General features: G+C 36.6%; 26 protein-coding genes. 19 read left to right on the top strand and 7 right to left on the bottom strand.

Annotation, left to right across the window (positions count from 1 at the left end):
- Window positions 1-84: 84 nt before the first annotated feature.
- Window positions 85-432 carry a protein YmzB gene (gene ymzB / locus BKP35_RS09155; RefSeq protein WP_071313049.1) on the bottom strand — a complete coding sequence of 116 codons (348 nt, stop codon included), beginning with the start codon at window positions 430-432 and terminating at the stop codon, window positions 85-87.
- A gap of 255 nt (window positions 433-687) precedes the next feature.
- On the opposite strand from ymzB, the gene BKP35_RS20085 reads away from it, so the two are divergent.
- The 5 genes from BKP35_RS20085 to sspN all read left to right on the top strand — a co-directional run bounded on the left by BKP35_RS20085 (window position 688) and on the right by sspN (window position 2,493).
- The gene (locus BKP35_RS20085) at window positions 688-819 is read left to right on the top strand and encodes a hypothetical protein (RefSeq protein ID WP_281244206.1); all 132 of its coding nucleotides are present in this window, start codon (window positions 688-690) and stop codon (window positions 817-819) included.
- Between the two features lie 17 nt (window positions 820-836).
- On the top strand, window positions 837-1,043 hold the full coding sequence (locus BKP35_RS09160) for a DUF1657 domain-containing protein (RefSeq protein WP_071313050.1): 207 nt from the start codon (window positions 837-839) through the stop codon (window positions 1,041-1,043).
- Between the two features lie 83 nt (window positions 1,044-1,126).
- A complete protein-coding gene (locus tag BKP35_RS09165) occupies window positions 1,127-1,867 on the top strand; it encodes a DUF421 domain-containing protein (RefSeq protein ID WP_071313051.1) in 741 nt (246 codons plus the stop codon).
- Between the two features lie 65 nt (window positions 1,868-1,932).
- A complete protein-coding gene (locus BKP35_RS18905) occupies window positions 1,933-2,073 on the top strand; it encodes an FbpB family small basic protein (RefSeq protein ID WP_084031550.1) in 141 nt (46 codons plus the stop codon).
- Window positions 2,074-2,352: 279 nt separating this feature from the next.
- Window positions 2,353-2,493: a small acid-soluble spore protein N gene (gene sspN, locus BKP35_RS09170; protein ID WP_071313052.1), complete on the top strand. Its 141-nt coding sequence runs from the start codon at window positions 2,353-2,355 to the stop codon at window positions 2,491-2,493.
- Window positions 2,494-2,692: 199 nt separating this feature from the next.
- Here sspN and ligD (BKP35_RS18910) read toward each other — a convergent pair whose 3' ends face one another.
- From ligD (BKP35_RS18910) to ku, 3 genes are read right to left on the bottom strand one after another with little or no spacing between them, the layout of a single operon-like run.
- The gene (gene ligD, locus BKP35_RS18910; RefSeq protein WP_169819186.1) at window positions 2,693-3,601 is read right to left on the bottom strand and encodes a non-homologous end-joining DNA ligase; all 909 of its coding nucleotides are present in this window, start codon (window positions 3,599-3,601) and stop codon (window positions 2,693-2,695) included.
- Window positions 3,568-4,491 carry a non-homologous end-joining DNA ligase gene (gene ligD, locus BKP35_RS18915; RefSeq protein WP_084031552.1) on the bottom strand — a complete coding sequence of 308 codons (924 nt, stop codon included), beginning with the start codon at window positions 4,489-4,491 and terminating at the stop codon, window positions 3,568-3,570. The genes ligD (BKP35_RS18910) and ligD (BKP35_RS18915) overlap by 34 nt, the downstream gene beginning before the upstream one ends.
- Window positions 4,492-4,512: 21 nt before the next feature.
- Window positions 4,513-5,322 carry a non-homologous end joining protein Ku gene (gene ku, locus BKP35_RS09180; protein ID WP_071313053.1) on the bottom strand — a complete coding sequence of 270 codons (810 nt, stop codon included), beginning with the start codon at window positions 5,320-5,322 and terminating at the stop codon, window positions 4,513-4,515.
- A 366-nt stretch (window positions 5,323-5,688) separates the two neighbouring features.
- Between ku and BKP35_RS09185 the strand changes: the two genes are divergently transcribed.
- A complete protein-coding gene (locus BKP35_RS09185) occupies window positions 5,689-6,195 on the top strand; it encodes a VanZ family protein (protein WP_071313054.1) in 507 nt (168 codons plus the stop codon).
- Between the two features lie 50 nt (window positions 6,196-6,245).
- Here BKP35_RS09185 and BKP35_RS09190 read toward each other — a convergent pair whose 3' ends face one another.
- Window positions 6,246-6,905, bottom strand: a complete 660-nt coding sequence (locus BKP35_RS09190; RefSeq protein WP_071313055.1) for a TVP38/TMEM64 family protein — start codon at window positions 6,903-6,905, stop codon at window positions 6,246-6,248.
- 185 nt (window positions 6,906-7,090) lie between these two features.
- On the opposite strand from BKP35_RS09190, the gene BKP35_RS09195 reads away from it, so the two are divergent.
- Entirely contained in the window at window positions 7,091-8,377 is a 1,287-nt protein-coding gene (locus BKP35_RS09195; protein ID WP_071313056.1) for a LysM peptidoglycan-binding domain-containing protein, read from the top strand.
- Window positions 8,378-9,010: 633 nt separating this feature from the next.
- Here BKP35_RS09195 and BKP35_RS09200 read toward each other — a convergent pair.
- Window positions 9,011-9,523: a hypothetical protein gene (locus BKP35_RS09200; protein ID WP_071313057.1), complete on the bottom strand. Its 513-nt coding sequence runs from the start codon at window positions 9,521-9,523 to the stop codon at window positions 9,011-9,013.
- Between the two features lie 319 nt (window positions 9,524-9,842).
- Between BKP35_RS09200 and BKP35_RS09205 the strand changes: the two genes are divergently transcribed.
- The 9 genes from BKP35_RS09205 to BKP35_RS09245 all read left to right on the top strand — a co-directional run bounded on the left by BKP35_RS09205 (window position 9,843) and on the right by BKP35_RS09245 (window position 19,233).
- A complete protein-coding gene (locus tag BKP35_RS09205) occupies window positions 9,843-10,433 on the top strand; it encodes a copper resistance CopC family protein (RefSeq protein ID WP_084031553.1) in 591 nt (196 codons plus the stop codon).
- Window positions 10,433-12,055: a copper resistance D family protein gene (locus BKP35_RS09210; protein WP_071313059.1), complete on the top strand. Its 1,623-nt coding sequence runs from the start codon at window positions 10,433-10,435 to the stop codon at window positions 12,053-12,055. The genes BKP35_RS09205 and BKP35_RS09210 overlap by 1 nt, the downstream gene beginning before the upstream one ends.
- Window positions 12,056-12,281: 226 nt before the next feature.
- Complete coding sequence (locus BKP35_RS09215) at window positions 12,282-13,214, top strand: DMT family transporter (protein ID WP_245741927.1); 933 nt, start codon at window positions 12,282-12,284, stop codon at window positions 13,212-13,214.
- Window positions 13,215-13,578: 364 nt separating this feature from the next.
- A complete protein-coding gene (locus tag BKP35_RS09220) occupies window positions 13,579-13,797 on the top strand; it encodes a hypothetical protein (protein ID WP_071313061.1) in 219 nt (72 codons plus the stop codon).
- 308 nt (window positions 13,798-14,105) lie between these two features.
- On the top strand, window positions 14,106-16,442 hold the full coding sequence (locus BKP35_RS09225) for an AAA family ATPase (RefSeq protein ID WP_071313062.1): 2,337 nt from the start codon (window positions 14,106-14,108) through the stop codon (window positions 16,440-16,442).
- Window positions 16,443-16,453: 11 nt separating this feature from the next.
- Window positions 16,454-16,888: an acyl-CoA thioesterase gene (locus tag BKP35_RS09230; protein WP_071313063.1), complete on the top strand. Its 435-nt coding sequence runs from the start codon at window positions 16,454-16,456 to the stop codon at window positions 16,886-16,888.
- Window positions 16,889-16,943: 55 nt separating this feature from the next.
- Window positions 16,944-17,171 carry a small acid-soluble spore protein Tlp gene (gene tlp / locus BKP35_RS09235; RefSeq protein WP_071313064.1) on the top strand — a complete coding sequence of 76 codons (228 nt, stop codon included), beginning with the start codon at window positions 16,944-16,946 and terminating at the stop codon, window positions 17,169-17,171.
- A gap of 210 nt (window positions 17,172-17,381) precedes the next feature.
- Window positions 17,382-18,215 carry an ammonia-dependent NAD(+) synthetase gene (gene nadE, locus BKP35_RS09240; protein WP_071313065.1) on the top strand — a complete coding sequence of 278 codons (834 nt, stop codon included), beginning with the start codon at window positions 17,382-17,384 and terminating at the stop codon, window positions 18,213-18,215.
- A 154-nt stretch (window positions 18,216-18,369) separates the two neighbouring features.
- On the top strand, window positions 18,370-19,233 hold the full coding sequence (locus tag BKP35_RS09245) for a PHP domain-containing protein (protein ID WP_071313066.1): 864 nt from the start codon (window positions 18,370-18,372) through the stop codon (window positions 19,231-19,233).
- 305 nt (window positions 19,234-19,538) lie between these two features.
- Here BKP35_RS09245 and BKP35_RS09250 read toward each other — a convergent pair whose 3' ends face one another.
- Window positions 19,539-20,207, bottom strand: coding sequence for a reverse transcriptase-like protein (locus BKP35_RS09250; protein ID WP_071313067.1), 669 nt, complete (start codon window positions 20,205-20,207; stop codon window positions 19,539-19,541).
- 192 nt (window positions 20,208-20,399) lie between these two features.
- Between BKP35_RS09250 and metA the strand changes: the two genes are divergently transcribed.
- The 3 genes from metA to BKP35_RS09265 all read left to right on the top strand — a co-directional run bounded on the left by metA (window position 20,400) and on the right by BKP35_RS09265 (window position 26,365).
- Window positions 20,400-21,311, top strand: a complete 912-nt coding sequence (gene metA, locus BKP35_RS09255; protein WP_071313068.1) for a homoserine O-acetyltransferase MetA — start codon at window positions 20,400-20,402, stop codon at window positions 21,309-21,311.
- 134 nt (window positions 21,312-21,445) lie between these two features.
- Window positions 21,446-22,525 (top strand): hypothetical protein, encoded by a 1,080-nt coding sequence (locus tag BKP35_RS09260; protein WP_071313069.1) that lies wholly within the window; start codon window positions 21,446-21,448, stop codon window positions 22,523-22,525.
- Window positions 22,526-22,936: 411 nt separating this feature from the next.
- Window positions 22,937-26,365 (top strand): BadF/BadG/BcrA/BcrD ATPase family protein, encoded by a 3,429-nt coding sequence (locus BKP35_RS09265; RefSeq protein WP_071313070.1) that lies wholly within the window; start codon window positions 22,937-22,939, stop codon window positions 26,363-26,365.
- Window positions 26,366-26,375 lie beyond the last annotated feature (10 nt).

A 26,375-nucleotide genomic window follows, 5' to 3' on the forward strand; every position in this document is an offset into this window, starting at 1 on the left:
ACTATTTAAAAAGCAGACATTCAAGTAGAGATACTTGGTGTCTGCTTTTTTCTGTCTAGCTCCAAGCGCTTTATGCTTTTCGTATTATTTTTTTAATTTATATGTTGCTCGGTCTGTTTTGACGGTTAAAAGTTCGCTAGATGCTTCAACAGAGTGAAGCTCATGAAGTGGTAATTCGTAGCTGTCTAATGGCAACTTTGTTGATTTTCGCCCGTCTTGGATAACGGTTCCTTTTCCTTGTAACTCGATGGAATAAGGATCTACATAGTCATCCTCATTCTCTACTTGTTTTACAATTTCTACATTTTCTAACGATAGTGTGTTTTTATCTAAATCGTTTCTTTCCTCTTTTTCGATCGTTATTTCAGAACCTACCCAATCGTTTAATTCCTGTAATAAAAACTTTATTTTCGAGTTTGTAAATTTTGTCATTACTCATCCATCCTTCCTTATAGTGCGTGTTCAAAAAGGAGGGTAATCAGAGCCGAAGAGATTCGACAGCTATGATAATAGAACTTTTTGAACATCCTCTTATATCTAAATATTATGATTAGCAGTACCTCCTGTTAACATGCACTCGTTTTAACTCAATCGTTAAAACTAAAATATTTTCATTAAGAGATGAAAATACTATTGATGAATGTTGGTTAGATGGTGACGATAAATTTGAAAAAGGAGGTGTACAAATTGGGTAGACAGAAAAAAGGAAATGCGAATGCACAAAGAAATAATAATAAAAAGAAAATGGGAAAGAATAACCATGCTTCAGAGCTTTCAACTTTTTCAGAAATAGAAGCAGAAAAAATGAAAAATGATTAATAAATGGAGGAGAGAAGATGACGGTTCAAACTCAATTGCAGCAAGCAATTGCCTCCGCTCAAAGTGTAGAAGCGAGTCTAACCCAGTTTTCTTTGGAAACTGAAAATCAAATGGCTAAACAATTATATAGTCAATTAGCACAGCAACAAAGAGGGATCGTCGTTCAACTTGAAGGACGGTATCAACTAATCCTTCAACAAGAACCGCAATTTAACCAAAATTAATGTTAAAAGACAAACGTTGGCTCAATTAGTGTTCTCCATAGACACTTTTTGAGTCAAATATTTAATTATAAGGATGGTTGTAAATGTTTGAATTTTGGACGGGAGCCACGGATCTTCCCGTATACGGTTATTTAATACGTGCCGTGATCGTGTATGTTTATATATTTTTAATGATAAAAGTACTTGGACAACGATCAATTGGTGCGATTAATCCTCTTGACTTTCTTTTCGGTGTTATTATCGGGGATGTCGTCGGTGAACCTTTATCTAGTGGAGATCTTCCACTTGGTGGACCATTAGCGGCAGCCGCACTAATTGCTGGATTGCATTTATTTTTATCTTTTATCGCTTTAAAAACTCCACGATTTCGACGTTTAATTGAAGACGAACCGATTATCTTAATCGAGCATGGCATGATACTACATAAAGAGTTAAAAAAAGTGAAAATGACGGTCGAATCGTTATTAATGGACTTACGATTGCAAGATGCGATCGACATTTCTGAGGTAGATTATGCAATTTTAGAATCAAACGGACAAATCAGTGTCATTAAAAAGAGTCAATATCAATCGTTAACACCGAACGATATGCTTCAGCAAACCCCACCTAAAGGTTATCCTACGGTTCTTGTCCAAGATGGGGCGATCGTATGGCCTAACTTAGATAAGGTTGGAACGAAAGGTTGGTTAGAGGAACAGCTTAAGCGTTTTGGTCTTAAACATCATACTGACTGTTTTTTAATGACGATGGATGAGGGTGGCCAAATTTATGTCAGTCCGATGAACAACCGTGTAGAAAATTTAAATAAAGAAATTTTCAAATAATTTATGTTTAAATAGAGTCCTTATAGAGAATACTGTTTAAAAACATCTAAAGAGGACTGATGAAGATGAGAAAATATAAGAAAATGTCATTTTCAGAATTAGTAAAGGAAAATAAAAAAATGTTATTGAGTGATGCAGAGGAATTAGAAAGAATTGAAGAGCGAATTGATGATAAACATCATCAACGTCTAAAAGAAAATGGGTGAGGCCTAGGTGGCTTTGCCTTTTTTTGTATGAAAGTTGGTTTGTTGGTTAGTGGCTAGTTGGATAGGGCCCCGCCCGACTTTTCATGTTAGATGGCACCTGCAGTCATGCTGCCATGAGGGTTTTGAGAAAATGTCGTCAGTTGACTAGTTGGAAAGGAAGCACTGGGATTTTTATATATAATAATCAACTTCTAATATTTTACACTTGGAGAAACAGCTTCATAGCATAGCCGTTGCAAAAAGTGCTTATATTAAAAGTATGGAAGGGGGATGAGGCTGATGGCTAAATCTAAACACGCTTTTGATAAATATAGACCGAATCATCTTGGAACACAACAACGAGCAACTGACAAAAATAATGCGAAAAAAATGGGAACTAAAGGAAACGAAACCCCAGATTACGCTCCACCAAAAGGGTAACATTCCTTTTTTGTGGACGATAATTGAATTAGTTGAATTAAAACAAGTAGGCTTACGCGTGCAACCATACACGTGTAAGCCTTTTATGATTTATTTAATTAAACGACCTATAATTTAGGATACTCGGTCGCTTTTCTTGAGTGAGCCTCTATAATTCGTTAGAAATTTACAGTGGAGCGAAGAAAAGCCGCCGACATATTTATTGCATAATAATTTCTAACACTTTTTTAAACGGTTGTTTTTTCTTTGCTTCAAAATAATTGTCAAACGGTAAAATTCCGTTGTTAATTCTTGCGATGCCTTCCTCCAGCGGAAATTGACTTGGATGAAGGCGCTCGTTTACTTCTGACCAATGGAGTGGTGTAGCCATTAATGCTTCCCCATTTCCACGTAATGAATAAGGAGCAATAATCGTTTTTCCCTCACCATGTTGTAAGAAATCAACATAAAGTCGTTTATGACGGTTTTTCTTTAAACGCTCTGTCGTAAAAGATTTCGGGTATTTCGTTTCTAAATAATGGGCGATAAAACTTGTAAAAATGCGTGTTTCATCATACGAAAATTGTTCGTTTAAAGGAAGGTAAATTTGTAACCCTTTATTCCCCGATGTTTTAATAAAAGAATGTAACTGTAACTTATCGAATATTTCTTTTAATATTAATGAAGCTTCAACAGCTAACGAAAATTCACTTTGTGATGGTGGGTCTAAATCAAGGACGATTTCACTTGGGTTATGGTTATTAACGGTTTGAAATGGAATATGAAATTCAACAGCTGCTTGGTTTCCTAACCAGATTAACGAGGAGAGTTTAGAACAAATAATATAATTAATATCACCTTGTAATTTTGTCTCAATATATTCGGGTGCGTATTCTGGACAGTTTTTTTGATAAAAAGATTCCTGTTCTACCCCGTCTGGAAACCGGATGACGGTAAGTAAGCGATCTTTTAAAAAAGGGACCATGTAAGGAGCCACAGTCGTTAGAAATTTTAAATATTCATATTTGGTGATTGATTTTTGGGGCCAAATTACTTTGTCCAAATTACTGACTGCGACTTTTTCACCATCAATATTTAATTGTGTGTGGCTCTTCGTATTTGTGCCCACGTACATTCCTCCCAATGCTTGTCTAAGCGAAAGCGTCGAAATTTCGGATGTCTAAGTTCATTTTTGCTTAGTTCTAAAAATTCTACTTCGATACATATACTAGGACCTACTTCGTAAATGCTTTGTTTTTTTCCGGTACTATTTTTTTTAATAATCGAGATTAGCGATTCTTTTTCTTCCTTAGAAAATCCTTGTCCAACTTTGCCGATCATTTTAACTTCATCTTCATCAATACAACCAATATGGAAAAAGGAGTTGCTTTCATCGTAGCCTAGGATGAAAAAAGTGCCGATCAACATATTTTTTATTTTTAACCACTGCTTAGACCGCTTCCCAGCTAACCACTTACTATTTATTTCCTTAGCGACAATTCCTTCTCCATCTTCATTTTTAACTAATTGCCAAGTTAGTGAAGCGTCTGTGTAAGTTTTTACTTTGTTAAAATGAGCTGAATCGATATTCAGTTTGTTAAAAAGTTCATTTAAATGCTTTTGTCGTTCTTGTAACGGTTTGTTCGTAAATGATTCTCCATTGACCATTAAGAGATCGAAAGCTAAAAACGTCACTGGAAGTGTGTTTTTAGCTTGATTAATTTTATCACTATTTTTTAGACGACCTCTTTTTTGAATTTTATCAAAGCTCGCTTTATTCTCTGTTTCTAATATACATAGTTCTCCATCAAAAATAATTGGGGTTAATCGTTGTACTTCTGTATTTTCTTGAAAGTACCGTACAATCTCTGGAAACTGTGGATTTAATTCATTCAAATTTCTACTAATAATTTTAGTTTCGTTTTTCTCGATATAAATCGTTGCCCGAAAGCCATCATATTTGACTTCATAACACCAATCGTTTCCTGTAGGTAAATCTGTCACTAAAGTTGGTAGCATAGGTTTAAACCATTTCACTTGTTAACCAGTCGCTTTCTTTTTTCTCGTTGTTTTACGCTTTTTCGGTTTCGTTTGATCAATACTTGCTTGAAGTGCATCCATTAAGTCCACGATATTGGTTTCTGGAGCTTCTTTTGCAGTTTGTACTTCATTTCCTGAGATTTTAGCTTGGATTAAATCCATAAGTGCTGTACGATAATCGTCCGTATATTTTTCAGGCTCAAAAGTAGTTGTTAGTTGTTCGATCAATTGAACCGCAGTTTCCATTTCTTTTTTATTTAATTCAACATTTTCCGGGACACCAGGGACTTGATCAACGTTTCTAACTTCATCTGGAAAATAAATCGTTTCTAATACTAATGCATTTTTAAATACTCTAACGACGGCTAAATGTTGTTTTGAACGTATCGTAATTTTGGCGATACCGATTTTCCCGGACTTTTCCATCGCTTGTTTTAGTAACGTATACGCTTTTTCTCCATTTTCATTTGGACCGATAAAATAAGAACGGTTAAAATAGATCGGGTCAATTTCTTCTAATTTTACAAAGTCAATAATTTCGACGCTTTTGTTTTGCTCTTGGGCAATGGCATCTAGTTCGTCTCCATCTAAAAGTACAAATTTTCCTGGCTCGTATTCGTACCCTTTAACGATTTCGTTGTTTTCAACTTCTTTTTCACATACAGGGCATGTTCGTTCATATTTAATCGGGCTGTTACATTCTTTATGAATCATTCTAAGTTTGACATCTTTACTTTCTGTTGCAGAAAATAGTTTGATCGGTATGTGTACTAGTCCAAAACTAATCGAACCCTTCCACATTGTATGCATAATCTGTCACTCCTTTTAAAAATACATGGTTACTAATAGTATGTTCGAATGGTGCTATCACAGTCTGTCAGCTTTTACCTGTTGTTAGTTGTGCTGGTTAGTTTGTTGGTTAGTGGCTCGTTAGTTTGTGGAGTTGGTTTGTTGGTTAGTCGAAAGTTGGAAAGGAAGTACTAGGCTTTTACGAAACGGGATGGTGAGGGTATAGCGAAGTTTGTCTAAAAATTCCTGTGAAAAAACACTTGTCATTTCATTATTTACAGTTAATAATGAATAAGAAGTAGTTTGTCTTTTACGTAAGAGAACTAGAGAGCCAAGCCGTAAAACATGGTTTTTAAGGAAGTGTTCTAAATTCAACCTCAATATGAAATGAAAAACAATTTAAAAGATCACCAACAATATACGAGAAAACGAAAGTATAAAAAGATACTCCTTTTTCTTTTTTTCGCTTATTTACTAGCTTTAATTTATGTAACCTTATTTGCTTGGAATTACGGTGCATCGTTAGGGCCGGTTGGACCAGGTGGCAGAAATTATAATTTAATTCCGTTTCGTAGTATTTATCGAATTGCTGTTTATAGCCCGACGATTGTTGACCCGATAAAGATTTTGATAGGTAATATCGTTCTGTTTATTCCGTTCGGATTTTTAGCACCAATTGCGGTCAGATTTTTAAGAAAATCAATCATTGTGACGACCATATTGGGCATGCTTATCTCCGTTGCGATTGAAACGAGTCAATTTTTATTCACGTATCGAGTCGCTAATATTGATGACGTTATTTTAAATACGTTCGGTGCGTTAATTGGAGTCATTTTAGTAAAAATTTGCTTCTTTATTAACTCTAAAATTTATTTTTTTGAAGTGAAAAAATGAGGCTGTCCTAAAATTTACTTTAGGATAGCCTCATTTTTGTGTAGTGATGTTTATGCTTTTTTCGTTAATGGTGCAGCCTTTTCATTGTTCTTTAGTGCAAATGATTTTTTCCAACGACTATAAAAATAAATCGTCATTAAGATGATGGCTGCATAAATGGCAACGACAAAGAAAACTTCTCGGTTTGTTGATACGAGTGAGTGACCTAATACCGCAAATAAAAGCATCGCCGGAATTTTTCCTAGGCTTGAAGCGACTGCGTAACTAACAAATGATACACGACTTACAGCACTATAAGCATTAACGATAATCGATGGGATAAAAGGTATTAATCTAGTGACTAAAATGGTAATAAAAGCATTGCGCTCGAACATTTCAGTTACCATCTCAAGTTTTTTATAACGCTGAATGATTTTTAATCCCCAGTTTTGAAACACAAAGCGAATAAATAAAAACATGATCAGTGATGCTGCTGTTGAAGCAACCCACGTAACAAAACCTCCTAAAAAGGTTCCGTACATTGCGCCGATGATCCCACCAATAATTGGGAATGGAATGATCGGGAATAAAGCGAAAAGCGTTCCGATCCCCATCGTTAAATAAATAGAAATATCTTGTGTTTGCTGGAACCAAGTAAGAAGTGGTTCTTGATAAATATATATAGCAATTGCAATGAATAAGTAAAAAACGAACAATAATCCTTTATTCATAGTCACAACTCCTGTAATTAAAATAAAAAAATAAGGCCTATATGATTTTAACATAAAGTGATGTAAAAACGGTGGAGTTTTGCTTAAAAAGACATAACTAAAACTTTCCTTCATATGTATGTTAAGTGAGAGCTTTATAGTTGCTGTGTGAAAAAAATAAGATTTTAATTAAGGGAGGTCTTCAGTTGCAAATTCATACAATACAGCCGGGAGAAAATCTTTTCGGAATTGCACAAGCTTACGGAACGACAGTAGAAGACATTGTAGACGCTAATGAAATTCCAGAGCCAACTCGTCTTGTTGAGGGGCAAACTATTGTTATACCAATTATTGGACGTTTTTATTGGGTTCAACCGGGAGATAGTCTTTGGTCGATTGCACAACGGTTTGGGATTAACTACATGACGTTAGCACAAGTAAATCAAATTCAACCAGATGCGGCCTTACCAGTAGGACTTAGGTTGTACATTCCTGAGCCACCAAAACCTGTAAAAGAAGTAAATGCATATGTAGAACCAATAGGGGATGAAGTGGGTGAGGACCTACATGCTTCAGCAAGACGAGCAGTTCCCCACTTAACGTACTTAGCGCCGTTTAGCTATGAAATTGCCAGAGATGGAACATTGCGAAATCCGCCATTAGAACAATTTCCGCAAATTGCTAGAGAAGGTCAAGCGGCATTAATGATGACCGTCACTAATTTAGAAGAAGGGGCATTTAGTGATGAAGTAGGTGCAATTATATTAAACGATGAAGCGCTGCAAGATGTATTGCTAAATACTGTGATTGAAGAGGCGCGCCGAGTCGGTTATAGTGATATTCATTTTGATTTAGAGTTTTTACGACCAGAAGATCGTGAAGCTTACAATCAGTTTTTACGGAAGGCGGCAGAGCGAATTCATGCTGAAGGTTTGTTAATTTCAACAGCATTAGCGCCGAAAACGAGAGCTGATCAACCTGGTCCTTGGTACGAGGCTCACGATTACCGGGCACATGGTGAAATTGTCGACTTTGTCGTCATTATGACGTATGAATGGGGCTATAGTGCAGGGCCACCGATGGCCGTTTCACCGATTGGACCTGTAAGGGAAGTGCTTGAGTATGCTTTAACAGAAATGCCAAGTAATAAGATCATGATGGGGCAAAACTTATATGGGTATGACTGGACGTTACCATTTGTACCAGGTGGCGAATATGCCCGCGCATTAAGTCCCCAAGCGGCCATTGAGTTAGCAAAGGAAAGAAATGTAGCCATTGAGTACGATTACGAAGATCAAGCGCCTCATTTTAATTATTTTGACGATGAGGGAAATGAACATAAAGTATGGTTTGAAGATGCTAGAAGTATCCAAGCGAAGTTTGACTTATTAAAAGAGCTAGATTTACGTGGGATTAGTTATTGGAAACTTGGTTTACCTTTCCCACAAAACTGGTTATTAATTGAAGGTAATTTTGAAGTTCGGAAAATATGATGGGTTATAGAGTGGTAGCGTTTATGGTAGGAGAAATTTGAAATAATATAAATGATTTGGAGTACAAATGAGGAAGATTTGTACTCTGTTTTTTTGTTTTGTTTCGTAGTATGGGGGTGACGCGTAGTAATTCGCACTCGCTCGATAGTATGCATTATGGGGAGAGTGTGCTGTAGTTGGGTTCCTTATCGGGTCAAGCATGCGAGAGGATCTAGCGTTACCTTTTGGTGAGTGTGACGCTTCGTTCGGGCACGGGAGAAGGTCTCGCGTTCCCTTTTAGTTGATGTGACGCTTTGCTCGGGCACGGGAGAAGGTCTCGCGTTCCCTTTTGGTTGATGTGACGCTTCGTTCGGGCACGGGAGAAGGTCTCGCGTTCCCTTTTAGTTGATGTGACGCTTTGCTCGGGCACGGGAGAAGGTCTCGCGTTCCCTTTTGGTTGATGTGACGCTTTGTTCGGGCGCGCGAGAAGGTCTCGCGTTTCCTTTTGTGTGAAGTAGCGCTTTGTTCGGGCACGGGAGAAGGTCTCGCGTTTCCTTTTGGTTGATGTGACGCTTTGTTCGGGCACGGGAGAAGGTCTCGCGTTCCCTTTTAGTTGATGTGACGCTTTGTTCGGGCGCGCGAGAAGGTCTCGCGTTATCTTTTGTGTGATGTGACGCTTGTTCGGGCACGGGAGACTGTGCAGTAGAAATGCGCCTTTTCTAACACTGGATTTCTCTTCTCTGGATTTGAGTCGAGAAGAGAAATCATTCCGGCGTTTTGATTACTCTTCTCTGGATTTGAGTCGAGAAGAGAAATCATTCTGGTGTTTTGATTACTCATCTTTAGATTTGATTCGAGAAGAGGAATCATTCCGGCGTTTTGATTACTCTTCTCTGGATTTGAGTCGAGAAGAGAAATCATTCTGGTGTTTTGATTACTCATCTTTAGATTTGAGTCGAGAAGAGAAATCATTCCGGCGTTTTGATTACTCTTCTCTGGATTTGAGTCGAGAAGAGAAATCATTCCGGCGTTTTGATTACTCTTCTCTAGTTTTGATTCGAGAAGAGAAATCATTCCGGCGTTTCGATTACTCTTCTCTGGATTTGATGTAGGAAGAGTAATCAGTTTTGTTTCAATCCATGTTTTGGAGGGGAATTTATAGGCCAAGGATGATATTTCTCCCTAAAGAGTTCGCTGTTTGTTTTACACCATTTAGCTTTATTAATACTGCACATTCTTCCCATACTCCGCATCATAGTCTACTGCTCACGCCGATCATTTTGCACAATTCCTCATTAAACATACCTATTACTTTGTCGCGCTCGCGCTAATTTTCGAATAAATTATTGTTTTTACTGCAAGCATAATAAACAAATGCGGTATATATTTTTTTGGAAGTTTTAGCTTTAACTATATTAACAACTTTGTTATGATATAAATACAATAAAACTAAGTGGTTAACTCGGTATTAAGGAAGGTGTTTTCGTTGAAAAAATCTATTATTAGTTTTTGGGGAATATTAATGTTCTTTTTTTTAATAAGTACTTATGGGGAGGCTCATTCCTATTTGCAACAATCTTACCCGAGTCATGGTGAGGTTATAGAAAACAGCATTCAAGACATTAGCTTAACATTTGATGCTGGAATTGAATCGAGTAGTGTCATTGAAATTTTTCGATCAAATGGCGAGGAAGTACCGCTTCAAGAACTTATCGTAGATAGTCCATATATTGAAGCAACTTTAGTTGATCCACTCGCGACCGATGATTATAAACTAAATTGGCTTGTGATTGGTGACGATGGTCATCCGACAGAGGGAACGATTGAATTTTCCATCATATTACCTCAAGTAGAAGAAGGAGCCAAAGAAAAAGTTACGGAACAAGAAGAAGCCAATGAAACAAGGGAGGACGTTGTTGAAGAACGAGAAACAAATGAGGATCGTAACGACGAAATTGCCGAAGAACAATCAATAATCGAAAACAATCAGGACCAAAGTTTAAACATACTCCTAATTGGAATTTTGTTTATAGCGATCATTGTTGTTTTATTCGTTGTTTCTAAAAGGAAGCGCTAATGTTGGTTGTAATTAGTAATGCATTATTATATCCGGCTTTTGCTTTTCTTGTTGGTGGCTTAATTTTAATGGTTGTTCCGGAAAAATATCGTCCAACACTATACGTAAATAAAACCACTTTTATTACTGTAGTGTTGGCGATCATATTCTTAACAAGTGTTCCGGTTTTTTCATTAGCAATTAATCTTTCTGGAATTTTAAATTTAAGTTTATTAAATGCGGTTAAACAAGTGTTATTTACGTTTAATATAGGTCAAGTATGGATACAGACGTTGATTTCAGGGGCTTTGTTAATTGTAATTCTCCTTTTTTGGGACAAAGGACGAAAGTTTCGATACTTTGCTCTACTATTATCAATAGTCATAGTTGTTATAGTTTCACAGGCTAGTCACTCTGCATCATTACAACCGTCGTTAGGTCTTGTAGGCCACAGCATTCATTTTATCAGTGTTAGTGTATGGGCTGGAATTCTTTTAGTGGTTGGAATAAGTGCAAAAGATGAGGTTAATTGGGATTCATTTTTAAAATGGTATACACCTACAGCTGTTTTTTGTGTGGTGATTTTATCTGTTTCAGGAATGTTTTTAATGAAAGGGATTGTTCCTGATTATGCAAATTCTTTAATGTTATCATACGGACAATTATTACTACTAAAACACATTTTATTTCTACTAGTAATTATTTATGGATTTATTAATGGCTTTTTAATTAGAAGAAAATTGAAAAATAATCCGAGTTTTACACCGAAAAAGTGGTTAAGACTTGAAAGTGTTTTTTTAATTTTTACATTTATGATTACAGCCTTTATGACGGAAGAGGCCCCGCCGCATAATGTTTCTGTTACACTCGAACGTGTTGAGCCTTCTACATTATTCGAATGGATTTATGGAAGTGTCGGGACGTATTCAAATGTATTAATAAGTAGTCAACCATTCACTATGTTCCTCGTTTTTATTGTTTTATTAACTATTATTTTCATTTTTTACGTTGTATTAAAAAGTAAACGTATTTTAATAGCTTTCTTCACTAGTTTAATCTTTCTTCTAGCTAGTTATTCGTTGATTATGTCTTTAGTGACAGTTGAGAATGTGTTTGAAACAGAAAGTCGAGTTTATAGTTCAATTGAAGAAGCAATTATGGTCGGGCATGCAACAGATGATCAACTTACGATTTTCCAAACAGGGAATCGTTACGCTGAGATTATTTACGTCATTTATACAATTAATGACTCGCAGTTAATTGGAGAACTTCTATATGAAAACGACTTAGGTTATGAAAGAATTCGTGAAAGTCGTCTAACAATTGGTGGGGTTCCGATCAAAGACTCTAAACATAAGATACGCACCTTTTTAATTACTGATGGCCCATGGAAGCAGCAAAATGAGCAATATACGTATGTTACTTTTGGTCACATTCAAGAGCCGGACGACGTGTTTTCTGTAGAGATTCAATATGAAGGAGAGCGTCGTAATGTTAATGTTCAAAATCGCACGTTTTTCAATTTGTCGTCTTCAGATGAACAGTGGGAGGCATTACACCCAATTATTTTTTATAATCAAGATGGAGAAGAAATTGGTGGATACATGAGACAGTTTATGGAAACTGAAGCATTTTGCCATTAAGCTTACTTTTAAAAAAATTCTGGTATTTCACGCAAAAATCATGTATATTTCGGTTAACGAAGATTTTCGTATAACAAAAGGCGATCTACTCTCTTGAGCAAGTCTCTAAAGTCGGAACGGATATACAGCGCAGCGAAAGAGATCGATCGCCTTTTCCATATTAGGTGGTGACGATGCTTATCATCATGATTTTTGTGTGAAATACAACGTAAGGTAGGCGATGAATGTGGATCGAAAAAAATTATGGCTTATATATATCATGCTTGCAGTTGCGACAAGTACATGGGGAAGTGCATTTATAGCTGGAAAAATTGCCGTTGAGAGCTTTGAACCAGCGACGGTCGCTTTCTTCCGCTTTTTTGGTGCTGCAATGCTACTTTTCCCACTCATGTGGTATAAAGAGCGAAACATTCCGAAACCGACAAAGAAAGATTGGTTTTTATTTGCGATGTTAGGTTTAACCGGAATTGCTTTATACAATATCTTCTTTTTTCTAGCGAGTAAGCACGCGCCAGTAATCAAGAGCTCACTATTTATTGCTGCTAATCCGGTTTTAATTATTATTTTATCGGTTTTATTTTTAAAAGAGAAGATTACTAAAAATCAAGTCATTGGATTAATTCTTGCTTTAGTAGGAGCATCAATTATTGTTACGAACGGTGATCTCGGCATTTTTGTGGCGATGGCGTTTGAACCTATTGACCTCATTTTACTAGGAGCCGTTATTTGCTGGGCGCTATATAGTGTCATCGGTAGGGTCGTTTTGCAAAAATATAGTTCGATTGTCTCGACAACGTATGCAGTCGGGTTTGGCACACTTTTTTTGCTACCGTTTGCCGTACGAGAAACTTCCCTTACTGATATCGCTTCAAGCTCAATGAACACATGGCTTGCTATTGGGCATATGAGTGTTTTTGTTACCGTCGTTTCTTTTATCATGTATTATTACGGAATTCAACAAGTAGGAGCAGCAAAAGCATCGATCTTTATCAATTTTATGCCGATTTCGGCAGTTGTGATGGCTAGTTTGTTTTTAGGAGAAGCATTCACACTCCCACATCTTATCGGTGCAGTGTTTGTATTGTTCGGAATTACACTAAGTAATTATAAAAAGTCAGTGAAAAACCAAAATTTGAAACCAAAAAAGAAGTTAGTATAAAGAAAATTCGACATATAGAAAGAGACTGTCCCGTAACAAAGTGTCAGTACCTATGAGACCTTAAATACAGACGGATGTAAAAACGTCTGTATTTTGTGCATTTTCTGGTGATCTGATCATTTTGGGGCAGTCTCTTTTGCACACTGGTAAATTGTCTTTATTTTCTAAAAAGTCGAAAAGTGGAAGAATTTGATGAACGAATTAGATTGAAGCACATTTTCAAACAGTATAGAATAAATAGTATTATAATCCTTTTTTACCACTATCATATATAAATAAAATTGATTGGATTGATAGTACAAGAGGGGAACAGGGATGACACTTGCTAAGATTTTTAACAACATGTTTTAAGGAGTTGATAAGAATGGATATGAATTACGAACATATGTCAACAGGAGAGATCATTGCTTACTATAAGCGAGTCAGGGATTATATTGATCAAGGCTTCCGTGTTGAAGGGTTAAGAGATGAATTATTTTTAATTTCAAACACTTTTAAAGTAAAAAGTGTCGAGATGAATGAACCAGAATTACATCAATATGTACAAGAAATTGAAAAATATTTAGAAACGATCCGCCATTAAAAACTAGGCCTTATGCTTAGCCCTTTGTGGGCTAACAGCCTAGTTTTTAATTTGTTTAAAATCCACAGTGAAAATGATAAACTATTTTGTAAGTAGTTGGCCAGTTGGTTTGTTGGTTAGTTGGAAAGGAAAAAACTTGATTGTACATAGAAGTTGATGTTGTATAATCGTCATGCGTGTTTTGTGTGAAATTGTTGGTTTGTTGGTTAGGCCGTTCCAGCATGAATTTTACATGTTAGATGGTAGCGGCTGGCATGCCGCCATGATCGTTTTGTATAATATAAGATTTTTAATTAGGACGTGGTCAAATGGGTAATAAAACTTTGAGCATAGAAGAAATTGAAACTACAATTGCTTCTTGGAGTGAAAAAATTGATACGCTTAATGAAGGACAGCTCCTTAGGTATTTGCAATTTGTTGAAGGAGTACAAGAGCCAACTACGAAAACAAATAAAATAAAGGCAAAGCTTTATGCGTTTATCGCTTACGCTCGTTTTATGCGTCTAAAAAAACTAGATCAAATTACATTAGACTGGTTAGATAAAGCGATGGAAGTAGATGCTCATGACCGAATCATTAATGAAGCTTATATTAAAATTTATATTAAACTGTTAGAAGGTCCTTTACTTCCGACGCAGTTTCCGCAAATTCGTGAAACAGATCACGGAAATGCGAAGAAAAAGCTCGCCGCTGATTATTTGAAAATTGCCAATGATTTTTTTGAGCGAGCCTCCAAGTATGAAGAAATTGTAGACTCGTTAGTGAATGCTTCAAGACGCTTATATGATGACGAAATGATGATCAAATTTGAGACTTTAAAAGAGTCTCTAGATGGGTTGAAGAAAGTGCTTCGAAAAATTGTCAAATCGACCGAAGCTTATTCAGACTCTGTCAAAGGGATCTATTATTCACAAGCGCAGCTCGTTGAAGTGAAAAAATCGATCGCTGAAATGGAACAGTTACATAAACAATGGCAAGAAACGATTGGACAAGCTCAAGTTGAAGCAGAAGAAAATGAAAAAGAAGCTTTAACCGAATTAAGCAAAATGATTGGCTTAAATGAAGTAAAAGACCGTGTAGAAAAGCTGTATCATTATTTAAATTACCAAAAAATTCGTAAAGAAAAAGGCTACCAATTAAAGGATGAGCTAAGCCTTAATATGATCTTAACCGGAAATCCGGGAACGGGTAAAACGACGTTAGCGAGACTACTTGCGAAAATTTATTTTGAACTAGGGATTTTACCTCGTGAAGAAGTGATTGAGGTCGACCGATCTCACTTAGTCGGTGGTTATGTTGGTCAAACAGAAGAAAATACGATGAACATTATTAAGCAAGCCGTTGGCGGTGTTCTATTTATTGATGAGGCGTACAGTTTAAAAAGGGAAGACAGTAGCGGCAGTGATTACGGTCAAACTGCGATAGATACGCTTGTTTCAGCGATGACAAATAGTGAGTATGCTGGGAAGTTTGCGGTCATTTTAGCAGGCTATCCTGAAGAGATGCGCCAGTTTTTATTGGCAAACCCGGGTCTTAGAAGTCGTTTTCCTGAGAGTAACCATATTCATTTACGTGACTATGCAGTTGATGAGCTCATGCAAATAGCAGAACATGTCGCTCTTGATAATGATTTTACTTTTTCTGAAGAGGCACTCGTTGAATTACAGAAACGGATTGAAAAAGAACAAGTCGATGCATCGTTCGGAAATGCTCGTACAGTGAAAAACATTGTTCTTGATGCGATTTTTCAAAAAGGGTCTCTTATTCAGTTAAATGAGCCTTTACACAATGAAGACTTTACGATGATTAAGCGGGAAGATGTTCAAGTGGATAAGCAAGACGAAGAAAATACGAATGGAGTCGAGCAATTAAATTCATTAGTTGGTCTAGATGAAATTAAAAAAGAAGTGATGTCGCTCGTTTCTTTTGTAAAAGTACAACAAATCCGTCGCGAGAAAAACTTACCGGCAGTTCCATTGCAGCTACATTCGGTTTTTACTGGAAATCCTGGAACAGGTAAAACGACGGTGGCAAAGATTTATGCAAATATATTAAAAGAACTAGGTTTATTGAAACGGGGCCATCTCGTTGTTGTTGGAAGAGGAGACCTCGTTGCAGGCTATACTGGGCAAACCGCTTTAAAAACGAAAAAAAAGATAAGAGAAGCGTTAGGTGGTGTGTTGTTTATCGATGAAGCCTATTCTTTGATCGGAAAACAAGGAGACTTCGGCAAAGAAGTGATTGATACACTCGTTGACGAAATGACGAAACATAATGAACATTTAGTCGTTATTTTGGCAGGTTATCCGAAGGAAATTGATTTACTTATTCAAAGTAATCCTGGACTTGAAACACGCTTTAAAAAATATTTTCATTTTGAGAACTATAAAATTAATGAACTTGTTGAGATGATTGATCTTAATGCGAAAAATTACGGCTATTCGATGGGGGATGAAGTTCAGACCTTTTTACTAACAGAAATAGCGAAAACGGATCCACAAGGAAATGGTCGTTATGCAAAAGATCTCGTAGATAAGGCAATACAGCATCATTCGTTTCGAATCATGAATGACGTTGACGAGTTAACGACGACTCAACTAACACAATTATCACTAGACGATTTTAAAAAGTCGTTAAATCATTAGGGGGACGATCGATGTTTATTTCTAGTACCAAAATAGATGTTCGCTATGCAGAAACAGATCAAATGGGGGTTGTTTATCATGCTAACTACCTCGTATGGTGTGAAATTGGACGAACGAAAATCATTGAAGATATCGGTTTTAAATATGCAGAGATGGAAAAAGACGGTATTATGTCTCCGGTTGTAAATATTCAGCTTAATTATAAGTTTCCAGCACGTTATGGGGAGACTGTCGAAGTAAAGACATGGGTTGAGGAATACACGGGCGTAAAAGTAGTTTATGGCTATGAGATCGTCAATGAAGCTGGGAAGGTATGTGTGACGGGAACGAGTGAACACGTATGTGTAGATAAAAAATCTTTCCGCCCGATTTCAATTAAACGAAAATTACCTGAATGGCACGAAGCGTATGAAAAAGTAAAAAAACAACAATTAATTTCTGAATAAATCTTTTCCTCCCGTAAAAAAATAACCGAGAACTTATGACAAGGGAGGATTTTTAATGGCAAAACCAGATAATCGAAATAACAATGTAGAGCGTTTAGAACAAATGGTCAATAATACGATTGAAAATTTAGAAGAAGCTCATAAAACGTTACAAAACGAAGATATGAAAAAAGAAGAACGCGAAGCAATTGAAGCCAAAAATGAGCGCCGTGAGCAAAGTATTGATAATTTCCAAGCCGAAATTAAAGATGAAATGCAAGCACGTGAAAATGGCGAAGTTTAAGCTAGTTTAAGAGGCTGTCCCAAAAGTGTCAGATCACCAAGACCAAACTACGAAATGTAGACATGAAACTAGTCTACATTTCGGGGCTAATGATCTCTGACAGTTGTGGGAGAACAGCCTCTTTTTTGTTTGTTTTTGCTAAAAAAGTGAGGGATGCTATAATAAATGTTAAACTAATGCTATTAATGAAAATTTTGGGGGTTCTAACAAGTGGATAGTATTCAAAAAACGATCATCTCAACTTTAAAAGTAAAGCCAGAAATCAATAATGATGAAGAAATTAAAAATCGTGTAAATTTACTTAAAGACTATTTAATAAAAACAGGGATGCGTGGTTATGTTTTAGGAATTTCGGGTGGTCAGGACTCGACATTGGCTGGAAAGCTATGTCAAAGGGCCGTAGATGAACTTAATAAAGAAAATAAAGGAGAAGAGCCGTACTTTTTTATTGCTGTTCGTCTTCCGTACGGAACGCAACAAGATGAAAAAGACGCCCAAGATGCCTTAACATTTATTAACCCAACAAAGCAAATGACCGTAAATATAAAAAATGCAGTGGATGCATCAGTGAATGCTTTTACAGAGGCAACTGGCGGGAATGTGTTGAGCGACTTCATGAAAGGGAATTCGAAAGCAAGGGAGCGAATGAAGGTACAGTATGACATCGGGGCTTTCTATCAATGCTTAGTTGTTGGAACAGACCATGCTGCAGAAGCGATCACTGGCTTTTTCACCAAACATGGCGATGGTGCATGTGACATATTACCGATATTCGGTTTAAATAAACGGCAAGGAAAGCAACTCTTAAAACAATTAGGTTGCCCAGAACATTTATACTTAAAAGTTCCAACGGCCGATTTAGAAGATGATAAACCCGGATTGCCTGATGAGGTAGCTTTAGGTTTTACATATGATGATATTGATGATTACTTAGAAGGAAAACAAGTTGCCAGTGCTATAAAAGATAAAATTGAAGCAAAGTATAGGGTGACAGAGCATAAGCGTCAAGGTGCTGTTACTATTTATGATGATTGGTGGAGGTAGTTTTCAGTTTTCAGTTTTCAGTTTTCAGTTTTGAGTTTTGAGTTGTAAATCAACTTACTATATTGAGATAGTTTTGGAGTGGGTTTATATTTTAAAAGTTTTCATCGGTGGTGGGGTAACAACTTAATTTTTTGTGAAACGAGGGGTGAGTTGAATGAATAATACTTCACGAAATGCTGATTTGCATTTACATACGACAGCGTCTGATGGTGGCTATTCACCGAAAGAGTTAGTGTTGAAATGTAAGGAAGTAGGCTTACAATATATTGCGATTACCGATCATGATACAGTAGCAGGTGTAAAGGAAGCGACGAGTGAAGCTAAAAAGCATCAAATAACCGTAATTCCTGGTATTGAATTTTCTACAAAGGAAAGTGGTGTTGGTGTCCATATTTTAGGTTATGGAATTGATATTGATGATAAACCGCTTCTAGAAATGCTTAAAGAGCAACAAATTATGAGAGAAAAGCGGATGCAAGAAATGGTTAGTAAGTTTTCTGAGCTTAATATTCAATTAAATGAACAAGAAATTCTTAAAGAAGCTGAAGGTGGTAGTATAGGCAGACCCCACGTTGCTAAAGTATTAGTTCGAATGGGAGTCGTTAAAGATGTCGCGGAAGCTTTTGATCTATATTTAGGTGAAGGGAAACCTTGTTATGTAAAAAAACAACGAGAAATGACTCCACGAGAAGCGCTAAATTGGATTAAAGCAACGAAAGGAGTAGCGATTTTAGCTCACCCTGTTTATTACAACTTAGATGAAAAAATAAGTGAATGGGTTGAAACGGGGCTTTTACACGGAGTTGAAGTATATCATCGTGATCACGATCTTGAAGTGCAAAGACATTATGAAAAATTAACTACGAAAATCGAAACAAAACTCGACTTATCTTTATTAAGGACTGGCGGTTCTGATTTTCACCACGAAGACTACGGAAGAGTTCCGCAGCCGTTAGGTGAAACCCGTGTTGATAATCAGTTAGCACTTCGGTTAATTGATCGAATAAATTCGTTGTGATAACGTCACATTGAAGCTGTCAATGTACCCTTCGTCAATGGAATTTCTGAAGATTACGTTGAGAGCTTCAATGTGCCTTTGTAAGTGGAATTCCGAAAGAAAGGTCACATTAAGACTGAAACATTACTTGAGTGAATTTAATAATTACCAAAAATGAGCAACATCACGCAATATATAGTTTGCGAATGGTTTTGACGCAACTATATATTGCTCTTAGTGGCGAGAATAATGAATTATGAAATTCATTGAGGTGGTATTTCTTCAAACATCTATTAGATGGAAATAGTAAATTGCTTTTCCCCTCATTATTTATACCCCTTCACTTCACTCGTTGCGTCAATAAATGTTTCAGAAAGAGCTTGTGAAGCAAGCTGATCGGCTTCTTTATTTTTGTCACGGCTGATTGATTCGTAACTAACGTTCAAACCTAGCTCGCCAGTTTTTTCTTCAATACGGTCTAGCCAGCGGTTATGTTCTTCCTCATAGCAAGGCCATTCTCCTTTTGCTTGGTTAATGACAACAAGAGAGTCGCCTTTAATTGTTATTGGCAAATGGTGCACTCCTAATGTTTCTAACTCGACGATTGCCGTCCATAAAGCAGCAAATTCGGCTTCATTATTCGAGGAGAGTTGTTCTAAAAGTTGATTTTTACGTAATCGATAATATTTTTCATTTTGTTCGTAATAAATAACAATTCCGACACCTGACATACGTTGCTCTTCGTTATAACCACCGTCAAAGTAAACAACGATATTGTGTGGTTCTTCTTTTAAGCTTTCTAAATATTTTCTTAGTTGTTTAGGAAGCCAAGTCGCCCCTGTTTCATCAATATAATCAATTTTTGTGACTCTTCCTGTCTTTTCAATGTCTTCACTTAAATATAATGCTTCTTGAATTGAAAGAAAATCTGTCGTTAATTCATATTGTTTTTTCCCTTGTTTCAGTTGGTAAACAATTTCTAATCGAATTTTCATATTTCTCTCCTTTACCTCGTCATATCGCTAAAGAAATAATTGCGAATTTTATAAAAACATGATAACTTAAATACTTAAAAGGGTTTATTGTATTTTTACATCATAACTGTTAGTAATTTTATTTTTCCTTTAGGCGATGTTTCATATCCATATTATATAAAATGAGTTAGCTGAGTTGAGGAGTGACGTTTAATGCCGATAAAAATTCCAGATGCATTACCCGCAAAAGAAATTTTACTTAATGAAAATATTTTCGTCATGGATGAAAGTAGAGCTTTTAGTCAAGATATTCGTCCGTTACAAATTGTCATTTTAAATTTAATGCCAGTAAAAGAAGTAACGGAAACACAATTACTTCGTTTGCTCGGTAATACACCATTACAAGTAGAAGTGGCCTTTATTCACCCTGATACGCATCAATCTAAAAATACATCACAGCATCATTTAACCACATTTTATCAAACAATTGATGAGATCAAAGAGCGAAAGTTTGATGGGATGATCATTACTGGAGCACCGATTGAACAGCTCCCGTTTGAAAATGTAGATTATTGGAACGAATTAAAACAAATTATGGATTGGTCCGTTTCCAATGTTACTTCAACACTACATATATGTTGGGGTGCTCAAGCTGGTTTATACCACCATTACGAAGTGCCGAAATATGTTTTAAAAGAAAAGATATTTGGGGTTTTTCCGCACACAATTACGACTAGAAATGTAAATTTATTACGTGGGTTTGATGATGAATATATCGTTCCGCAATCTAGATATACAGAAGTGAGAAGAGAAGATATTGAGAGAATACCAGATTTAGAAATTTTATCAGAATCATCAGAAACAGGTGTAAATATCGTTGCCTCAAGAAACGGTAAACAAATTTTTATTACCGGTCATTTTGAGTACGATGCAACAACGCTAAAAACAGAATATGAAAGAGACTTGGAAAAAGGGTTAGATATTTGTTATCCAATCAACTACTTTAAGAATGATGATCCTGCCTCAAGCCCTAGGTTACGATGGCGGGCTCATGCTAATTTAATTTTTTCTAATTGGCTTAACTATTATGTGTACCAAGAAACCCCTTATGATTTGAGTAAATGAAAGCACCGTAGACGAGCCTTAAGTGCTTTTCGTGCATTGCTTAGCACTTCTCGTTAGGTAGCTGCATATGATAAAAACTAGGTAACTGTCTAATCTATTTGGTTACCAATGTTTTAGCCATAGGAGGGTTTCAAGTGACTACAAAGCATTATTTTTTAGATGGAAACACAAGTAAGGGATATGTTTCTCTTATTCAATATGTGATAGATGGTATTAACAAAATATATGTCGTTAAAGGGAGTTTGAGTTCTGAAAAAACGAAGTTGTTTAAAAAGATAAGTAAACACTTCGAACAAAAAGGTCATTTAGTTCAGTGGCTTCATAATCCATCAGATGAAGAAAACCTTGATGGGGTGATTATTCCCGAAAAGGGTATTGCTGTTATTGATGGGACAGCAAGAAATGGTATCGAAGCCAAATACGCTAACTTTATCGAACAAGTTTTTGACCTTGATGAGTCTTTAAATAAAGCAACTGTCGTAAAAAATAAAAATTTAATCATTCAGTTACAAAGTGAAGTTGAGAAACTTCACCAAGAGGCTTATGCTCGGTTTGCAAACGGCGTTGAAATTCATAAAAAAAAGGAAGAACTATATATTTCAGCAATGGACTTTGATAAAGCAAATAAAGTAACAGCTCAATTGGCCGCTAACCTATTTCATGACGTAAGTATAGACGGTGAAAAGCCGATAGTTGAGCAACTGTTTTTTGGTGCAGCAACGCCAAAAGGAGCGATTAATTATATTGACAATATTACGAGTGATATAAATAAAAGGTATATTATTAAAGGCCGTTCCGGTAGTGGGAAAAGTACAGTAATGAGAAAAATTGCTAAGTATGGTGAAAACTTAGGCTTAACGGTACAATATTTTCCTTGTGGGCTTGACCCTCATAGTTTAGATATGATTATTATTCCTTCATTAAGTGTCGCCATACTAGACGGAACAGCTCCGCATGTCATTGATCCTACGCGAAAATCTGATGAAGTTATCGACATGTTCGAACTTTGTATGGACCAATCGGTTGAAGCTAAGTACGATCAACAATTTGATGAATTACAAGTTCAATATAAACAACAGATGAAAGAAGGAACAGAGCTTTTACAAAAAGCATTAGAAGCCAAAAATAAACTAGAACAATATTACGAAGAAGCAGTTGATAGCGATCTCCTTAACCAAAAAGGGAAAGAAATTGTTTCAGCAATAACAAACTAAGTGAAAAGGGCAGGTGAGAATGCTGACAGTTCTCCTTGCCTTTTTGTATGAAAGTTGGTTTGTTGGTTAGTTGTTAGTTGGTTAGGGCCACCGCCTTTTCCATATTAGATGGTGACGGTGGTACTGTCATGCGAGTTTTGTATGTAGTTGGCTAGTTAGTTTGTTGTTTATTTGGTAAACTGAAAGTTGGAAAACACTGGTTATGGACAATCGTCATGACACTTTACATTTTTTTGAGGAGAGGTAGGTCTGCTCTGTTTTCTGCTGATTTCAATGAATAGTTTATAACGAGCATGGAAAAGCTGTTTGTGGATACGTCTATTTTGGAAACTATGAGTTGAAAATGATATTTTCATGATCAATTCTTGAACTTAGTCAAAATTATTTTTACATACATAGAGGAGATTAGTAATGACACAAAAACAATTCGTGATCGGGGTTGATGTAGGATCGACGACTGTTAAAGCAACAGTAATTGACCCTCAAACAAAGGAGATTTTATGGTCAAAGTATAAAAGACACCATACGAAGCAGGCGGAATTCGTCCTTACTTTTTTAGAAGAAATCATTAACGAGTTTCATATTAAAATGAATGATGATGTTCGCATTTTTATTACGGGTTCTGGTGGGCTTCCGTTAGCAGAAGTTCTAGGGGCGAAGTTTGTCCAAGAAGTGAATGCCGTGACGATGGCGGTCGAAGAGCTTCATCCTAATGCAGGTAGCGTCGTTGAATTAGGTGGACAAGACGCAAAAATTATCATCTTTAAAGAAAATGAAAAAACAGGTGGAAAACACGCCATTACATCAATGAACGATAAATGCGCTTCTGGAACAGGGGCAACGATTGATAAATGCATGATTAAAGTAGGAATGAAAGAAGAGGAAGTAGCAGAACTTCGTTTTGATGATACAAAGCTTCATAACGTCGCTGCAAAGTGTGGTGTATTCGCTGAAACTGATATCGTAAACTTAACGAAAACAGGGATACCATCGAAAGAAATTATGTGTTCGCTAGCGGACGCCATTGTCATGCAAAACTTATCAGTTTTAAGTAGAGGGAATACGTTGAGACATGAAGTGATTCTTCTTGGTGGCCCGAATACGTATTTACCTTTTTTACAAGATTGTTGGAAGAAGCGAATTAAAGATGTTTGGGACGAACGAAATTATCCATATCCTAACTGTGATATTGATGATCTAATCTATGTGCCAAACAACTCACAATATTATGCAGCTTTTGGCTCTGCGGTATATGGCTTATACGAACCTAAAAACGTCGGTGTTTTTAAAGGCATACAGTCGCTTAAAGACTATATTTTATACGGTCGAAAAGCAAAACTTGGTGAAACAGCAGGTCCGCCTCTGGTTAAAAGTAGTGATGAACTTGAACAATTTAAAAAGCGGTATCAAATACCGGAATTTAAACGAGCTCAATTTCAAAAAGGAGAAGTCGTTCGCGCCGTTTTAGGAGTAGACGGAGGTTCAACTTCTTCAAAAGCTGTTCTCATTGATGAAAATGGTCAAGTTTTATTTAAGGCATATCAACTGTCGAAAGGAAACCCGATTCAAGATACGAGAGAACTGTTAAAAGATTTGAAAAAACAGGCAGAAGTAGATGGAGCTACGTTAAAGGTTGTCGGTTTCGGGGCTACAGGTTATGCGGCAGACGTGCTAGAACGCACATTATACGCTGACGTTAATATCGTGGAAACCGTGGCACACATGCAAAGTGCAGTCCACTTTTGTGGAGATATAGATGTTATTTGTGATGTTGGTGGACAAGATATTAAAGTACTATTTTTAAAAAATGGTGATATTCGCAATTTCCGATTATCTAATCAATGCTCGGCAGGTAATGGGATGCTCTTACAAGCAATGGCTGATCAATTCGGAATCCCGATCAATGACTATGCAGATAGTGCTTTTCAAGCTGAATTATCACCGAAATTTTCTTACGGATGTGCAGTATTTTTAGATACGGACCGAGTTAATTTTCAAAAAGAAGGCTATTCAAAAGAAGAACTTCTTGCTGGTCTTGCACAAGTTTTACCGAAAAACATATGGCAATACGTGGTGCAAATTCCACGAATGTCAGAGCTAGGGAAACGATTTGTTCTTCAAGGGGGAACACAGCATAACTTGGCCGCTGTCAAAGCACAAGTAGATTATATAAAAGAACGTGTACCTGAGGCAGAAGTTTTTGTTCATCCACATACTGGTGAAGCCGGCGCAATTGGTGCTGCGATGGAAGCCCTGCGTGTCGTGAAACGGAAAGGTGACACGTCATTTATCGGGTTAAATACGGCATTAAATATTGAGTATACAACAACAAATGATCAATCGACGGTTTGTCATTTTTGTCCAAACCACTGCAGCCGCACATTCATCGATACAGTGACTCCTGAAGGGGAGACGGCAAGGTATATATCAGGATTTAGCTGTGAAAAAGGAACCGTCGAAGATAAAGACGCAGTGATTGCCCTTACGAAAAAACGTAATGAGCTGAAAAAACAATATCCAAATTTAGTAGAATATGAAGCAAAGAAAATGTTTGAGCGTTTTTATGAACCTAGTCCAATGCCAGAAGAAGACGATTTAATAGAAGACGTGAAGATAGAAAGAAGAAGAGTTTTACCATTTTTAGAGCCGAAAAAAGTACCGATTAAACGGCGTTTTCAACGTTCTTCCGAGGCATCTGCTGAACAAAGACGTAACATTAAAATCGGTATACCTAGAGTATTGAGCATATGGTCTACAGCTCCATTTTGGCGTACATACTTTGAGACTCTCGGTATAGAATCAAAAAATATTATTTTTAGTGATTATACTAGTGAAGATTTATGGATGAAGGGTGGTAAATACGGTTCCGTAGATCCTTGTTATCCGTCAAAAGTAACGCAAGCACACGTTCATAATTTATTAACGAAACATCATGAAAAACACGAATTAGATTATATATTTTTTCCGTGCGTGACTCATTTGCCTACGTATTTAGATAATGTCATGGATACGGCTAGTTGCCCGATCGTGAGTGGTTCACCTAATGTGATTAAAGCGGCGTTCACGAAAGAAACAGATTTTTTTAAGACGAAAAATATTACGTACTTAGATCCAGCGGTTACGTTTGTAGAAAAAAACTTTATGAAACTACAACTACTTGAGGCGCTTAGGGAACATTTAAATATAACGGAAGATGAGAATAGTTTTGCCGTTGAACAAGGTTTACAAGCAATGAAAAAGTTTGATTTAGAAATGGAGCAAAAAGGAAAAGAAATTCTTGAAAATGTTGAAAAAGATGGCCGTCTTGCATTACTTATGATCGGTCGTCCATATCACTCTGATCCAGGGTTAAACCATCGAGTTCTTGAGGAATACCAAGTGAAAGGGTATCCGATTTTATCGATGCGCTCCATCCCGAAAGATGAAAAATGGATTGCCAAATATTTTGAGGAAGATTTAAAAACGTATCAAATTGCTAGTCCATTTGATATTAACGATGTTTGGCCTGAAAACTTTAGTTCCAATAGTGCGCAAAAGGTGTGGGCGACTAAGTTTGCAGCTAGGCACCCTAATGTTGCTCTTTTAGACTTATCTAGCTTTAAGTGTGGTCACGATGCTCCAACGTATGGGATTATTGATTCGATTACAGGTGTTGCCAATGTTCCGTATTCAGCACTTCATGACATTGATGCCAATAAACCTACAGGGTCAATAAAAATTCGGGTCAAGACGTATCACCATTCTTTAAAATTAAAAGAAGAACAGATAGAGGACGAATTAAAAAGAAAAGAGAAACGAAAAGAGATGCTCGATTACTCTTCTATCGAAGAAACAAGTTAGATTTGGAGGG

The organism is Anaerobacillus arseniciselenatis (assembly GCF_001865995.1).
GTDB classification, from domain to species: Bacteria; Bacillota; Bacilli; order Bacillales; family Anaerobacillaceae; genus Anaerobacillus; species Anaerobacillus arseniciselenatis.